The organism is Serratia sp. Je.1.23.a, assembly GCF_051129805.1.
Lineage (GTDB): Bacteria > Pseudomonadota > Gammaproteobacteria > Enterobacterales > Enterobacteriaceae > Serratia > Serratia liquefaciens.
In genome coordinates this window covers 290745-305389 of sequence record NZ_JBCPSR010000006.1, presented here as the reverse complement: position 1 = coordinate 305389, position 14645 = coordinate 290745, and the positions used below count along the sequence as shown (strand labels likewise).

Here is a 14645-nt window from a genome sequence, read left to right as displayed (position 1 = left end):
ACATAAGGAATACCGCGTTGGAGCACGTTTCGACAGGGACCCTGATCATTATCCTGGTGGTCATGATTGTGGTTTCCGCTTACTTCTCAGCATCCGAAACCGGCATGATGACGCTGAACCGCTATCGTCTGCGTCATCTCTCCAAACAGGGCAACCGTTCCGCCCGCCGGGTCGAAAAGCTGCTGCAAAAACCGGATCGCCTCATAGGCCTGGTGCTGATTGGCAATAACCTGGTCAACATTCTGGCTTCGGCGCTGGCCACCATTGTCGGCATGCGCCTGTATGGCGATTTAGGCGTTGCCATCGCCACCGGCGTACTGACCTTCGCCGTGCTGCTGTTCGCCGAAGTGCTGCCAAAAACCTTTGCTGCCCTGTATCCGGAACGCATCGCATTCCCCAGCAGCTTCTTGCTGGCACCGCTGCAAAAGGTGATGTTCCCACTGGTGTGGCTGCTCAATGGCATCACCACGCTGATTTTACGGCTGTTCGGCATTCGCACCAATGTGCGGATCAGCGACGCGGTCAGCAAGGACGAGCTGCGCACCATTGTGAAGGAATCGCACTCGCAGATTTCTCGTCGCAATCAGGACATGCTGATCTCGGTGTTGGATCTGGAGAAGGTGACGGTCGATGACATTATGGTGCCACGCAATGAGATTGTCGGCATCGATGTCAACGACGACTGGAAGTCGATCATGCGTCAGCTTACTCACTCCCCGCACGGCCGCATCGTGCTTTACCGCACCTCGCTGGATGATGCCATCGGCATGCTGCGGGTACGTGAAGCCTACCGCCTGATGACCGAGAAGAAAGAGTTCAACAAAGAGAACCTGCTGCGCGCCGCCGACGAAATTTACTATGTGCCCGAAGGCACGCCGCTGAACGTCCAGTTGGTGAAGTTCCAGCGCAACAAAGAGAAAGTCGGCATCGTGGTCGATGAATACGGCGACATTCAGGGGCTGGTGACGGTCGAGGATATCCTGGAGGAGATCGTCGGCGATTTCACCACGTCCATGTCGCCAACGCTGGCAGAAGAGGTTAATCCGCAAAGTGACGGCTCCGTGCTGATAGACGGTACTGCCAACGTGCGCGAGTTAAACAAGGCATTCAACTGGACGTTGCCGGCCACCGATGCGCGTACCATCAACGGCATGCTTTTGGAAGAACTGGAAGAGATCCCGGAGGTCGGCACCCGTGTTCGCATCGGCCATTACGACATCAGTATCCTCGACGTGCAGGACAATATGATCAAACAAGTGCGGGTCACGCCGATCAAGTCGCTGCAGTCCAGCGTTCAGCAACGCTGACCAGCCGCCAGAAAGGAAAAAAGACGCGAATATCGCGTCTTTTTTTATCGCTGTAGCCCGATGGCGAACTAGATGTGCAGTTCCTGCAGCTTCTCTTTCGGCAGCGCCAGCTCTTCGTTGTGGTTCACTACAACATCATGGTCAAGAATGTGCTTCGCGATTTCCTGCGCTTCTTCCAGCGAGTGCATATGGTAAGTCCCGCACTGGAATTCGTTCAACTCAGGAATTTTACGCTGGTCAGTCACTTTCAGCACGTCGGCCATCGCCGCTTTCCACGCATCGGCAACACGCTGCTCTTCCGGCACGCCAATCAGGCTCATGTAGAAACCGGTGCGGCACCCCATTGGGGAGATATCGATAATCTCGACGCCCTGACCATTCAGGTGGTCACGCATAAAGCCTGCAAACAGGTGTTCCAGCGTATGAATGCCGCGCTCTGGCATCACTTCCAGGTTCGGCCGGCAGAAGCGCAGATCGAACACGGTGATGGTATCGCCATGAGGAGTTTTCATGGTTTTCGCGACGCGGACAGCCGGGGCTGCCATGCGGGTATGGTCTACGGTGAAGCTATCCAGCAGTGGCATTTCGTTACCTCCTCGTAAAAGAGTATTTATTTCGAAACTTTTTTATCTAACCAGGAAACCTTTTCCAACCCAGCGAGTCTGAGTATGTGAAAGACGCGCATTTGTTATCATCATCCCTGTCATCAGAGATGCATATTTGGCCACATTGATGTGGCCTTTTCTTTTTTAGCCCCCGCCGTGTTGCTTCAGGAACTCTTCAAAGCTTAGCGTATCACTGGCTTCTATGTTGCGTTGACGCTGCCACGAGGCTTTCTGCTCTTGTGCCAACTCAGCCTCCGTCAAAATCTCTAACGGCTCTTCCGTCAGCATCTGACGATACTGCTCGGCCAGCTGCAGGCCCACACGCCCCGTCCCCTCTTCCTTCATCGCCTTCAGGATACGAGCGGAAAACGTCAAATCAGGATCGTCAAACGCCGCGACCAGTTCGTCACACACCTGCTGATACTGGCGATCGCCGGCTTCGCTATCCAACACTTCAGCCACGCGACGCAGATCGTCAAACAGTGCTTTACCTACTTTTGCCAGCGGTTCACGGCTGTCATCACACCCGATGCCGATGGTTTGGCCCGGCTTACGCCCTTCCAGGATCACCCGATTCCAGTTCTTGCGCGTACACAGCAATTCATCGCTGCTCATCTCTGGCGCATCGGCCAGCACGCACCACACCAGGAACAGGTCCAGGAAACGCGCCTGAACCGCATCCACGCCGATAGGCGAGAATGGGTTGATGTCCAGCGAGCGAACTTCAATGTATTCGATACCGCCGCGCAAAAGCGCATCTGACGGCGTCTCGCCACTTTTGGTCACACGCTTCGGCCGGATTGGCGCATAGAGTTCGTTTTCGATCTGAAGCACGTTACTGTTCAGTTGCAGATAACGATCGCCATCCTTCACGCCCAGTTTGGCAAACTCTTCGGAAGGCGTGGCAATTGCTCGCTTCAGGCCTTCGACATAGCTTTGCAGATCGTTGAAGGTGATACCCAAATTGCTCTGAGATTTATTGGTGTAGCCCAGGTCACTTAACCGCAGCGAGGTGGCATACGGCAGATAACACATGCCCTGCTCGGTTCGCTCAAACGGCAACGAGGTTTCACGCCCTTTCAGGAACGAGGAACAGATTGCCGGCGATGCACCGAACAGATACGGGATCACCCAGCCAAAACGGTAATAGTTACGGATCAGGCGGAAATAGCCCGCAGAAATCTGCTCTTTACCGCTTTCGGCGTCTTTGACGCCAGCCCATGCCTGCCAAAACTCCAGCGGCAATGAGAAATTGTAGTGCACGCCAGAAATGGTCTGCATCAGCGCACCGTAGCGGTTCTTCAACCCTTCACGGTACAGCGTTTTCATGCGGCCAATGTTCGACGAACCGAACTGTGCCAGCTCAATGTCCTGCTCGGCTTCAATAAAGCACGGCATGCTGAGTGGCCACATACGCTCATCACCTAGGTTGCGCGCTACGTAACGGTGAATATCACGCAAGAACGTCAGCATGTGATCGAGGTTATCGTCAACCGGCGTAATAAACTCTAACAGCGCCTCAGCAAAGTCTGTGGTTATCCAGTGGTGCGTTAATGCCGCCCCCAGTTTCTCCGGATGTCCGGTTGTTGCCAGCGTTCCGTTTTCGGTGACACGCAGCGTTTCGCGCTCAATGCCACGACGGATGCCTTTTAATGCATGGGGATGGGCTTCCAACCAAGAAAGCGCCTGGGATACGTCCGGGATCAAATTGACCTCCCGCTTCTAAAAACAATAACTCGTAAGCATACTGAATCTGCACCCGAGAGAATATTGAGTTATATTCACGTCGTTAATGCCACCAGGCCATTCCCTGTAACGTTATCATAGTCAAAATGATGTAACGCAGCGCCTTTCCGATACACAGAAACAGCGCGACAGGGCCCCAGGGCATGCGCAGCCAGCCTGCCAACACGCACAACAAATCGCCCACTACCGGTACCCAGCTGAGCAAAAGCGCAGCCGGGCCAAAGCGTTGCATCCACCCGAGCGCTGTATCCAGCCCTCTCTGCGGTTTCAACGCCGGTAACAGACGCCCGATAATGACATTGGTCAGCCCGCCAAGGGTATTTCCCAACGTCGCGGCCAACACCAGCAACTCTGGTGAGACACGGCTGTTGGTCAGCAAGGCAACCAAAACAATTTCTGAATTTCCCGGCAGCAACGTCGCACTGAGAAAGCTGCTACCGAATAACGACATGACGGCCAGCGTACTACTCACAGCGTACGGACGTCTACCACGGCCATATTGGCGCTTTTCGCTGCCTGAATACCGAAGTCTGCGTCTTCAAACACCACGCATTTCTCCGGCGGCACACCTATCAGTTCGGCGCAGCGCAGGAAGGTATCCGGTTCCGGCTTGTGGCGTTGCACGTCATCGGCACCCACAATCGCATCGAAGCAGTGGAACAGGCCCAGATGGCGCAGCAGGGTTTCTGCCATGCGATGCTCACTGCCGGTGCCCACCGCCATTGGACGGCGACCATGATAAGCTTTGACCACCTCGATTAACGGCAATGGGCGCACGCTGTCCAACAACATCGCTTCGACCGCGCGGGTTTTCTCTGCAGCCAACTGATGGGGATCGAGATCGGCTTGATGACTGGCAAGGATCGCCTGGGCAATGCGCCAGGTCGGAGAACCGCTCAATGCCACCATCGCCGCCTCATCAAACGTCATACCGTAACGGGACAGCACCTCGTGCCACGCCTTGCGATGCGTCGGCTCGGTATCGAGAATGGTGCCGTCCATGTCGAAAATAAGACCCTGATAGCGGTCGTACATCGTTACTCCATGATCGTTGAGGAAAGAAAACTACTTTAGCGTAAAGCCGGAAGGTTGTCGCTGATCGCGTAATAGCGGAATGTGCTGTGCGTGAGAGTGAAGGACCGGGGGTTCAATAATCTATGTTCGGGGCCAGAAAGCGAAAAACCCGCCGAAGCGGGTTTTTCTTAGATGGTGCATCCAGGAGGATGATTCGGCTGCGCCTCTCCCTGCGGGCCGTTGCTGAAGCAACGTTGTCTCGCTACGCTCGACTCGAACCTCCAACCGCTCTCCTCACGGTCGGAAAAGCGAAAAACCCGCCGAAGCGGGTTTTTCTTAGATGGTGCATCCAGGAGGATTCGAACCTCCGACCGCTCGGTTCGTAGCCGAGTACTCTATCCAGCTGAGCTATGGATGCATTACTAATTTTTTGGTTTGTCTGCTTGAAGAAACAAGTTCGACAGAAAGAATGGTGCATCCAGGAGGATTCGAACCTCCGACCGCTCGGTTCGTAGCCGAGTACTCTATCCAGCTGAGCTATGGATGCACAGGAATTCTTTTTTGATACCGTATGGTACGTTGTTACTACCCCACCATACTGCAAAATATGGTGCATCCAGGAGGATTCGAACCTCCGACCGCTCGGTTCGTAGCCGAGTACTCTATCCAGCTGAGCTATGGATGCAAATGGCGGTGAGGCGGGGATTCGAACCCCGGATGCAGCTTTTGACCGCATACTCCCTTAGCAGGGGAGCGCCTTCAGCCTCTCGGCCACCTCACCATACGCTTCTTTCGAATTGTGCCTAACTTGCTTTGGAGAAGCTCATCGGCACTGCGTGGCGCACATATTACTTTCTCCGACTTTTAAGTCAAACAATTTTTCCCAACTCATGCGCGTTTGCACAATTCACACTCAACATGGGCGATTTCACGGCAAAAAGAGTGTTTTATCAACAGGCAACCATAGCGAAATAGCAAACAAAGTCAGGGAGGCAGCAAAAAGATTTAATCGGAGAAGTCAGGAAAGGAACGATGATAGGCACAAAAAAGCGCAGTAGCGTCTCGCTGAGCAACGAGACGCTGCTTCGAAATCAGTAAGTCGTCTGTTGAGACTTCTCTGCCTGAATGCGCTGATAGATTTCTTCGCGGTGAACTGACACCTCTTTGGGGGCATTCACACCAATACGAACCTGGTTGCCCTTGACCCCTAGCACTGTGACCGTGACCTCATCGCCAATCATGAGGGTTTCACCAACTCGACGAGTCAGAATTAACATTCTTTGCTCCTTGAAAGATTAAAAGAGTCGGGTCTCTCAGTTTCCCCGTCATTATCCATCATATGCTGTGAAAACGTAAGTCATGTAACCCACAATAAGTGTAAGCAGACTTGGTCTCACCTCAGATAATGATAAGTTTAGCCGACCTGAAAAACTTTGTTCCCGTAATTGTAACCAAATTGTGTTAGCACAGTTTAAAAACGCCATAATCAACAATGAGTTATGGCGTTTGTAAGTGCTATTTATTTATATTCACAGTTTCGAGGCCACCCAGGCTTCTACGCTATCTAATGCCGCCGGCAGGGCACTGACGTCTGTCCCGCCTGCCTGCGCCATATCAGGGCGTCCGCCCCCTTTGCCGCCAACCTGCTGCGCCACGTTGCCGATCAACTCGCCAGCTTTAACCCGGTCGGTCAGATCTTTGGTCACGCCGGCAATCAGGCTCACCTTATCATCGGCCGTGGTAGCCAGCACGATAATTGCGGAACCCAGTTGATTTTTCAAATCATCAACCATGGTACGCAACATTTTTGGCTCGACGTTATCAAGCTTGCTGACCAACAGCGGGACGCCGTTAACCATTTTGGCCTTGCTGGACAATGAAGCGCTCTCCTGCGCCGCCTGCTGATCCTTCAACTGTTGCAGTTCTTTTTCCAACGCGCGAGTGCGATCGAGTACCGCACGCACTTTGTCCGTCAGGTTGTTGCTATCCCCTTTCACCAGGTGCGCAACGTCCTGCAACAAATCATTTTGCTGATGCAGGGTAGCAATCGCACCTTCGCCGGTGACGGCTTCAATACGACGAATACCCGCAGCGGTACCTGACTCGCTCAGAATGCGGAACAGACCGATGTCACCGGTACGGCTGGCATGGGTGCCGCCGCACAGTTCGGTCGAGAAGTCGCCCATGGTCAGTACGCGCACGTTATCGTCGTACTTCTCACCGAACAGCGCCATAGCGCCCTTCTCTTTGGCATCATCCAGCGCCATGACTTCGGTTTGTACCGGCAGGTTGCGACGTATCTGCTGGTTCACCAAGTCTTCTACTATGCGGATCTGCTCCGGCTTCATCGCTTCGAAATGCGAGAAATCGAAACGCAGGTATTTATCGTTAACCAACGATCCCTTCTGCGCCACATGCTCACCCAGCGTCTGACGCAGTGCAGCGTGCAGCAGGTGGGTAGCGGAGTGATTCAGACGGATGCGATTGCGGCGAACGGTATCGATCTGCGCATCAACGCGATCGTTCACTTTCAAGGAACCTTGAGACAGCTTGCCCTGATGACCGATGGCCTGGCCGTATTTCTGGGTATCGCTCACTTCAAAATCGGCACCAGCGGCTTTCAGCACGCCTTTATCGCCAACCTGACCACCGGATTCACCGTAGAACGGAGTTTCATCCAGTACCACTACGGCTTCTTCACCGGCGTGGATCTCATTGACCGACTGACCGTCGCGGAACAGCGCGATCACGGTTGATTGCTGCTGCTCGTGGTCATAGCCGCAGAACTGGCTGGCGCCATCAACGCGGATCATGCTGTTGTAGTCTGCGCCGAAACCGCTGGACTCACGTGCACGACGACGCTGCGCTTCCATCGCCAGTTCAAAACCGGCTTCATCCACTTTCAGGCCACGTTCACGGCACACGTCCGCCGTCAGATCGACCGGGAAACCGTAGGTGTCGTAAAGACGGAAGGCTGTTTCGCCATCCAGGGTATCGCCCTGCAGGTTAGCCAGTTCTTCGTCCAGCAGCGTCAAACCACGCTCCAGGGTGCGAGCAAACTGATCTTCTTCAGTTTTCAGTACCTGTTCAACCAAAGACTGTTGACGCTTCAGTTCGTCAGCGGCCGGCCCCATCACTTCGATCAACGGAGCAACCAGCTTGTAGAAGAAGCTGTCTTTCGCGCCCAGCATATTGCCGTGGCGAACAGCGCGGCGAATGATGCGGCGCAGCACGTAACCACGGCCTTCGTTTGACGGCGTCACGCCATCGGACACCAGGAAAGCACAGGAGCGGATGTGGTCAGCGATAACGCGCAAAGATTTGTTATTCAAATCTGCCGCGCCTGTCACCTTGGCCACTGCAGCGATCAGCGTGCTGAACAAGTCGATTTCATAGTTGGAGTTCACGTGTTGCAGGACTGCCGCAATACGCTCCAGACCCATACCGGTATCTACCGAAGGTTTTGGCAGCGGCAGCATGGTGCCGTCGGATTGACGGTTGAACTGCATGAAAACGATGTTCCAGATCTCAATGTAACGATCGCCGTCTTCTTCCGGACTGCCTGGAGGGCCACCCCAGATATGATCGCCATGATCGTAGAAAATCTCGGTGCACGGACCGCACGGACCGGTATCGCCCATCTGCCAGAAATTGTCAGAGGCAAAAGCCGCGCCTTTGTTGTCGCCAATACGGATAATGCGCTCTGCCGGCACACCAATCTGCTTCTGCCAGATGTCGAAAGCTTCGTCATCGGTTTCATAGACGGTCACCCACAGCCTTTCTTTAGGCAGGTTAAACCAGTTTTCACCGGTCAACAGTTCCCAGGCGAAGCTGATAGCGTCATGTTTGAAATAGTCGCCGAAACTGAAGTTGCCCAGCATTTCGAAGAAGGTATGGTGACGTGCGGTATAACCGACGTTCTCCAGATCGTTATGCTTACCGCCTGCACGTACGCAACGTTGTGAGGTGGTGGCTCGGGAATAGGCGCGCTTGTCCAGCCCCAGGAAAACATCTTTAAATTGGTTCATGCCGGCATTGGTAAACAGCAATGTCGGATCATTGTTAGGCACCAGGGAGCTGCTTGCTACAACCTGGTGGCCCTTACTATGAAAGAAATCGAGAAACGCTTGACGGATCTCAGCGGTGCTCTTGCTCATAATTTTCCCGGAAAGGCTAGAATAACGACACGTGAGCAAGATACGCGACATCCTGACGATGGCATCTAACTCACGAACAAAAAGTGGGGATAAGATAAATTTTCTTCAAGGGGAAGTAAAACCCCGTGTGCGTTCATTGCGCAAAATCACGGTAAATTGACTGAATTTCTTCCTGGAAGAAGCCACGATAGAGCAGATAACGCTGAACTTTGGCTTTCTCTTTCCAGTCAGTTGGTAGTTTGTCGCCAAATTTACGCTGCGCAACCTGTTTAGCCTGCTCACACCAGTCGATATCACAGTCCGACAGGGCAGTTTGCGTCAGCTCTTTGTCTACGCCCTTTTGCATCAGTTCCGAGCGGATGCGCTGCGCACCGTAACCTTTACGGCTGCGGCTACCGATATAGCTGCGGGCAAAGCGTTGATCGTCCAACCAATTATGCTGATAGCAATAGGCAATCACCTGTTCGATAACGGCAGGATCAATCGGTTCTTCGGAAGACGGAGCAGGTGTGGAGGAGGTGGGCGTTTTGGTGCCAAATCTGGCTTTCGCCATAAATGGCTGCGCCGCAAGCTTGCGGCGCAGTTCAGCTTCACTATGATCGCGTTGCGACAGCAGGCGCATGGCGCGGCTTAGCAAGTCATTCATTATTCAAGCCTGATGTAGTCGACGCCCGTAAACCCATAACGGCATTCACAGGCGTCAGCAGCGATTAAAACTCTTCGCTGGTTTCAGCTTCGTCATCGAAGCCTTCGTCAGTTGCCGCAACCAGTTCACCGTTGCTGTGCAGCAGCAGGTCACGCAGTTTCTTGTCCAACTCAGCGGCAACCGCCGGGTTTTCTTTCAGGAAGTTACAGGCATTTGCCTTACCCTGACCGATTTTATCGCCGTTGTAGCTGTACCAGGCACCGGCTTTCTCGATCATCTTGTGCTTCACGCCCAGATCGACCAGTTCGCCGCGGCTGTTGATACCTTCGCCGTACAGAATTTGAAATTCGGCCTGCTTGAACGGTGCAGCAATTTTGTTTTTGACGACTTTCACGCGGGTTTCACTGCCGACGACTTCATCGCCTTCTTTCACCGCGCCGATACGGCGGATATCCAGACGGACTGATGCGTAGAACTTCAGTGCGTTACCGCCAGTGGTGGTTTCCGGGTTACCGAACATCACACCGATTTTCATACGGATCTGGTTGATGAAGATCAGCAGGGTGTTGGCGTTTTTCAGGTTACCGGCCAGCTTACGCATCGCCTGGCTCATCATACGTGCCGCCAGGCCCATGTGTGAGTCACCGATTTCACCTTCGATTTCCGCTTTCGGCGTCAAGGCCGCCACGGAGTCAACGATGATCACGTCAACCGCGCCAGAACGGGTTAAGGCATCACAAATTTCCAACGCCTGCTCACCGGTGTCCGGCTGAGAACACAGCAGGTTGTCGATATCAACACCCAGCTTCTTCGCATAAATCGGATCCAGCGCGTGCTCGGCATCGATAAAGGCACAGGTTTTACCTTCGCGCTGCGCCGCAGCGATAACCTGCAGCGTCAGGGTGGTTTTACCGGAAGATTCCGGACCATAAATTTCAACGATACGGCCCATTGGCAGGCCGCCTGCACCCAGTGCGATATCAAGTGACAGCGAGCCGGTAGAGATCGTTTCTACGTCCATAGAACGGTCTTCACCCAGACGCATGATGGAGCCTTTGCCGAACTGTTTCTCAATCTGGCCCAGTGCCGCAGCTAGCGCCTTTTGCTTGTTCTCATCAATAGCCATTGTTGCTCCTTCGTTACGCAATGTCGGTGTTACCCCACACTGCCACTGAATGTATGTTGTGCAGGAAATGTCACTAATTATACTGTATGGTCATACAGTATCAAGCCTAATTTCACAAAAATTCGTCAAGGGCGGTTTGCAGCGCGAAAATTGTCGCCTGAAGCCGCACTGCATCACGATCGCCGGAAAATTGCATCTTTTGCGCCAGCACGCGTCCTGAGGATTCGGCAAAACCAAACCAGACCGTACCCACCGGTTTTTCCACGCTGCCACCGTCCGGTCCGGCAATGCCGCTAACCGACAGCGCCAGGTTGGCCCGAGCCGCATGCAGAGCCCCCTGAGCCATCTCGCGCACCACCTCTTCGCTTACGGCGCCATGGGCATTCAGGGTCGCTTCCGCCACGCCTAGAAGCTCATGCTTCGCCGTATTGCTGTAGGTGACAAAACCACGATCGAAATAAGCGGAGCTGCCGGCAATATCGGTGATGGCCTTGGCGATAGCCCCCCCGGTGCAAGATTCTGCACAGGTGATCCACTGGCCATTAGCCTTCAGTTTTTCCCCTACTGCAACGCTGAGTTTACGCAGTTGCTGTTCACTCATAACCTCTCCTTAGCGAATCAGGTATATGCGCCCGATAGTAGCATTTATCAAGCTTATCTGACGCGGCGATGACAGAAATGCGCGACGCTTCGCAGGCGATGCGGTGTTAAGCCTTAACCCAAACTGCTAGTATCGAATGTAACGTTCGGGTTAATGAGCGGCGTTTTCTCACGAGGGATCTCACAGGGTTGTTTTTGCCGCCGGCATGGCCAGCCCATGGCAAACCAGGATAAAAGATTAGGATGATAGAGTGAAAAAAACGTTAGGCGTCTTCTTTCCGTTGTACACCACCACCCTGCTGATGCTGCTGGGTTCAGGGTTACTCACCACCTACATCTCCCTGCGTTTAACGTCTATTCACGTGACCGGCGCGTTGATCGGCGCGATTATTGCCGCCAACTACATCGGTTTGGTGATCGGTGGCAAGGTCGGCCATTTTCTGATTGCTCGCGTCGGCCATATCCGCGCTTACGTTTCCTGCGCCGGCATTATTACCGCGGCGGTGCTGGGACATGGCCTGACGGAATACATCCCCGTGTGGGTGGTGCTGCGGCTGATTATCGGCCTGTGCATGATGTGTCAGTTCATGGTGCTGGAAAGCTGGCTTAACGATCAGTCGGAATCCAATCAGCGCGGGATGGTGTTCGGCTTCTATATGGCAGCTACCTATTTAGGCATGTCGTTAGGCCAGGTGGTGCTGATGCTGCAGGCCAACCTCGGCATTACCACTTTGCTGGTGATCGCCCTGTGCTTTGCGCTCTGCCTGGTGCCTATCGCCCTGACTACCCGCACCAACGCACGCCATATGTCACCGGCACCGATGGAGCTACGCTATTTTATCGGCGCCATCCCCAAGGTGCTGGCGACCACGCTGGTCATCGGCATGGTAGTGGGATCTTTCTACGGGCTGGCCCCGGTCTATGCCAGCATGCAGGCACTGACCACCCAGCAGACCGGCTTGTTTATGGCGATATCGATCTTCGCCGGGCTGGTGGCGCAATTCCCGCTTAGCTGGCTGTCGGATCGCTATAACCGTACGCTGTTGATGCGCATCAACGCCATTTTATTGATCGTAGCCGCGCTGCCGCTGGCATTGGTGCCGCACATTGATTTCCCAGTGTTATTAGTGGTGGGCTTTATCGTCAGCATGCTGCAGTTCACGCTGTATCCCTTGGTGGTTGCCCTGGCAAACGATTTGATAGAGCCGGAGCGGCGCGTCTCGTTAGCCGCCTGTTTGCTGATGGCCTTCGGCGTGGGCGCCAGTGTCGGTCCCCTGGCGGTCGGCGCGCTGATAGAGCCGCTGGGTGGGAATACGCTGTATGCCTTCTTTGCACTGTGTGGTGTGCTGCTGGTGGCCTTCAGCCGGACGGTAAAACAAGACGAATCGCAGTTTGTTCAAGATGCGCCATTACCGCACATTCCCCTGCCGGACAGCCTGACCAGTTCGCCGCTCTCTCCGGCGCTGAACCCAACCTTTGATGAACAGATTATCCACGACACCATGCCGCCACCGGAGGCGGCCCCCGATCCGATAGAGCCGCAGGCCAGCGAAGCGTCGGACGAGGAAGAAGCGGAGCCCCCTGTTCCGCAGGGAGCCGATCCTGATGAAGATACCGGGCTTAAAAAGGCCCATTCAATGCTTTAAGCGGCCATCGCTGTATCCGATGGGCTGGCTACAGATCGAGGAAAGATCCCAGACGGTAACCGCGTTCCGCGATGGCGTTTTTCATGCCTGGCGAAGTCAGAACGTCCACTTCGGCAAGCCGCGGATAGCAATATTTACTCGCCAAAATAGTGTTATCCAGGAACGCCGGGTGGCACATCATCTCCACCGACTTGGCACCACGTTGATCGGCACGATCGAGCACCTGTAAAAACAGCGTTTCGGATATCGATTCGCCATAGAAACCCGCATCAAACCACTCGGTGCTGCGGTCATAACGCAATGGGATATCTTGCCGTTCAACCTCCTGACGCCCAATACGCAGCGGGATGGCACGGGACTGAGCAAATGCCTCGACCAGCGGGTAAATCTGCGGCAGCATATGCACGTGATGATGGCTGTCGATATGCGTCGGCGCTTTGCCAAACACCGCCATGAACCTGTCGTATTGGCTCACCAACTCATCGTGGATTTCGTCCATACTCAGCAGCCCAGACTCTGCCCTTTCCCATAACCACTTGCCCAGCTCTCCGCGTTCGTTAACCAGCGAAGGCATGGCCGTCAATGGATGCCCGTGAGTCAGCACAAAATGCAGGCCGATCTTCAGCCCAGGATAAAGCCGGCTGAGGCTGGCGGCATGCTGTACGTCCGGGCTATTCACCATTGCCGTGGTTGAAGTGACCACCCCATAGTGAAACGCCTCAATCACCCCATAGTTCTGTCCCTTGCTCAGACCAAAATCGTCGGCATTCACTATCAGTAACTTTTCCATTTTGGCATCCATTTAACAAATTTTTGGCAAGGGAATACCGTCCGTCAGGTACGGCAATTCCCCTTCGCTTACGCAAAGAAATTTATTTCATCAGGCTATTGGCGGCCTGAAAGGCATTCGGAATATCGGCGTTAATGCTTATCGGGAGCGGCCCTAAACAGGGCCGTAGAACTTTTTTCGGTAATTACCCGGCGTCACTTCGGTGAGTCTCTTAAAGTTTTTAATAAACAGGCTCACGTCGCCATAGCCAGAGTCGAAGGCAATATCCGAAACCGAATAGTTGGTGACTTCAAGCTGCGTTTTGGCAAAGTTGATGCGGATTTCATTGATCACCTGCATCGGTGTTTTATGGTAATACCGCCGCATCGCCCGGGTCAGGTACTCCTGCGTTTTTCCCGACAACTCCACCATATTGAGCAGTGCCTTTTCACCAAACATGGCTTTATCATGCATGCCGGCCAGGGTGTTTTTCAGCCACTGCGGGATATCGTCCCCCTCGCCGCTCTCTTCCTTATAGTGACGAATGCGGCTGATGATATAAAAGGTCAGCGTTTCCAGGAATTCGGCAAAATCATCCTCGCGAAACTGCGGGGAACCCACCACCGACTCGATATAAGCCAGGAATTCATTCTTCAGGCTGTAGGCCTGGGAGGCGACAAAACAGCGTGGCAACTGCTGCAAATAGTTCTCTTCGAAGAACACCTTGCCAACCGCCACGTTGAAGATTTTCGCGGCACCGAACTCATAAAAGCTCTGATGGCGCGAACCAATGGGGATGAAGACAAAATCGCCCCGTTCCAGCAGCACGCGCTTGCCGTTGATCTCCTGATAACATTTGCCGCTCAGGACGATGGTGAATTCATAGTAGTCATGCTGATGCAGCCCAGTGGCGCTTTCCACCTTGTTATAAATGAACAAATGGAAATCTTTGCAGTTAAAGAAATCCTGCTCCCGAATCAGCTTAACGTCGTTCGCATTCAGCGAAACCAGGTTCTCAGACATCGCATG

At 53.9% G+C, this 14645-nt stretch carries 13 protein-coding genes, 4 tRNA genes and 1 other RNA gene; 2 read left to right on the top strand and 16 right to left on the bottom strand.

Translation table 11 applies throughout. From position 1 onward, the window contains the following. Positions 1-17: 17 nt before the first annotated feature. Entirely contained in the window at positions 18-1307 is a 1290-nt protein-coding gene (locus AAZT04_RS20535) for an HlyC/CorC family transporter (RefSeq protein ID WP_046374472.1), read from the top strand. Positions 1308-1375: 68 nt separating this feature from the next. Here the strand turns inward: AAZT04_RS20535 and luxS are convergent, their stop codons facing one another. From luxS to pncC, 14 genes are all read right to left on the bottom strand, one after another. Next, on the bottom strand, positions 1376-1891 hold the full coding sequence (gene luxS, locus AAZT04_RS20530) for an S-ribosylhomocysteine lyase (RefSeq protein WP_020825287.1): 516 nt from the start codon (positions 1889-1891) through the stop codon (positions 1376-1378). Between the two features lie 165 nt (positions 1892-2056). Next, positions 2057-3619: a glutamate--cysteine ligase gene (gene gshA / locus AAZT04_RS20525; RefSeq protein WP_041414227.1), complete on the bottom strand. Its 1563-nt coding sequence runs from the start codon at positions 3617-3619 to the stop codon at positions 2057-2059. Between the two features lie 82 nt (positions 3620-3701). Beyond that, positions 3702-4130, bottom strand: coding sequence for a YqaA family protein (locus AAZT04_RS20520; RefSeq protein ID WP_041414225.1), 429 nt, complete (start codon positions 4128-4130; stop codon positions 3702-3704). Next, a complete protein-coding gene (yqaB, locus tag AAZT04_RS20515; protein ID WP_020825284.1) occupies positions 4127-4693 on the bottom strand; it encodes a fructose-1-phosphate/6-phosphogluconate phosphatase in 567 nt (188 codons plus the stop codon). The genes AAZT04_RS20520 and yqaB overlap by 4 nt, the downstream gene beginning before the upstream one ends. Before the next feature lie 172 nt (positions 4694-4865). Then, a non-coding RNA gene (locus AAZT04_RS20510) (RtT sRNA) lies at positions 4866-4985 on the bottom strand. A 28-nt stretch (positions 4986-5013) separates the two neighbouring features. Beyond that, positions 5014-5090, bottom strand: a tRNA-Arg gene (locus AAZT04_RS20505). 52 nt (positions 5091-5142) lie between these two features. Beyond that, positions 5143-5219 (bottom strand) — tRNA-Arg (locus AAZT04_RS20500). A 61-nt stretch (positions 5220-5280) separates the two neighbouring features. After that, positions 5281-5357: transfer RNA gene (locus tag AAZT04_RS20495), tRNA-Arg, on the bottom strand. Between the two features lie 3 nt (positions 5358-5360). Beyond that, positions 5361-5453, bottom strand: a tRNA-Ser gene (locus AAZT04_RS20490). Between the two features lie 310 nt (positions 5454-5763). Next, positions 5764-5949, bottom strand: coding sequence for a carbon storage regulator CsrA (gene csrA / locus AAZT04_RS20485; protein WP_004091602.1), 186 nt, complete (start codon positions 5947-5949; stop codon positions 5764-5766). 252 nt (positions 5950-6201) lie between these two features. Continuing rightward, positions 6202-8829, bottom strand: coding sequence for an alanine--tRNA ligase (gene alaS / locus AAZT04_RS20480; protein ID WP_020825283.1), 2628 nt, complete (start codon positions 8827-8829; stop codon positions 6202-6204). A 133-nt stretch (positions 8830-8962) separates the two neighbouring features. Beyond that, complete coding sequence (gene recX, locus AAZT04_RS20475) at positions 8963-9475, bottom strand: recombination regulator RecX (RefSeq protein ID WP_115060052.1); 513 nt, start codon at positions 9473-9475, stop codon at positions 8963-8965. 64 nt (positions 9476-9539) lie between these two features. Continuing rightward, the gene (recA, locus tag AAZT04_RS20470) at positions 9540-10601 is read right to left on the bottom strand and encodes a recombinase RecA (RefSeq protein WP_020825281.1); all 1062 of its coding nucleotides are present in this window, start codon (positions 10599-10601) and stop codon (positions 9540-9542) included. 112 nt (positions 10602-10713) lie between these two features. Beyond that, positions 10714-11202, bottom strand: coding sequence for a nicotinamide-nucleotide amidase (pncC, locus tag AAZT04_RS20465; RefSeq protein ID WP_020825280.1), 489 nt, complete (start codon positions 11200-11202; stop codon positions 10714-10716). A 250-nt stretch (positions 11203-11452) separates the two neighbouring features. On the opposite strand from pncC, the gene AAZT04_RS20460 reads away from it, so the two are divergent. After that, positions 11453-12847 (top strand): MFS transporter, encoded by a 1395-nt coding sequence (locus AAZT04_RS20460; protein WP_048762538.1) that lies wholly within the window; start codon positions 11453-11455, stop codon positions 12845-12847. Between the two features lie 28 nt (positions 12848-12875). On the opposite strand, the gene chbG is transcribed toward AAZT04_RS20460, so the two are convergent. Together chbG and chbR are read right to left on the bottom strand one after the other, a co-directional pair. Further along, entirely contained in the window at positions 12876-13637 is a 762-nt protein-coding gene (gene chbG, locus AAZT04_RS20455) for a chitin disaccharide deacetylase (RefSeq protein WP_128864982.1), read from the bottom strand. 153 nt (positions 13638-13790) lie between these two features. Continuing rightward, on the bottom strand, positions 13791-14639 hold the full coding sequence (chbR, locus tag AAZT04_RS20450) for a transcriptional regulator ChbR (protein WP_046374478.1): 849 nt from the start codon (positions 14637-14639) through the stop codon (positions 13791-13793). Between the last annotated feature and the right edge of the window lie 6 nt (positions 14640-14645).

Excerpts from the sequence above, each read along its gene's own strand:
- recA (WP_020825281.1), bottom strand. The coding sequence starts at position 10,601 with ATGGCTATTGATGAGAACAAGCAAAAGGCGCTAGCTGCGGCACTGGGC.
- chbG (WP_128864982.1), bottom strand. The coding sequence starts at position 13,637 with ATGGAAAAGTTACTGATAGTGAATGCCGACGATTTTGGTCTGAGCAAG.
- luxS (WP_020825287.1), bottom strand. The coding sequence starts at position 1,891 with ATGCCACTGCTGGATAGCTTCACCGTAGACCATACCCGCATGGCAGCC.
- pncC (WP_020825280.1), bottom strand. The coding sequence starts at position 11,202 with ATGAGTGAACAGCAACTGCGTAAACTCAGCGTTGCAGTAGGGGAAAAA.
- recX (WP_115060052.1), bottom strand. The coding sequence starts at position 9,475 with ATGAATGACTTGCTAAGCCGCGCCATGCGCCTGCTGTCGCAACGCGAT.
- csrA (WP_004091602.1), bottom strand. The coding sequence starts at position 5,949 with ATGTTAATTCTGACTCGTCGAGTTGGTGAAACCCTCATGATTGGCGAT.
- chbR (WP_046374478.1), bottom strand. The coding sequence starts at position 14,639 with ATGTCTGAGAACCTGGTTTCGCTGAATGCGAACGACGTTAAGCTGATT.
- yqaB (WP_020825284.1), bottom strand. The coding sequence starts at position 4,693 with ATGTACGACCGCTATCAGGGTCTTATTTTCGACATGGACGGCACCATT.
- alaS (WP_020825283.1), bottom strand. The coding sequence starts at position 8,829 with ATGAGCAAGAGCACCGCTGAGATCCGTCAAGCGTTTCTCGATTTCTTT.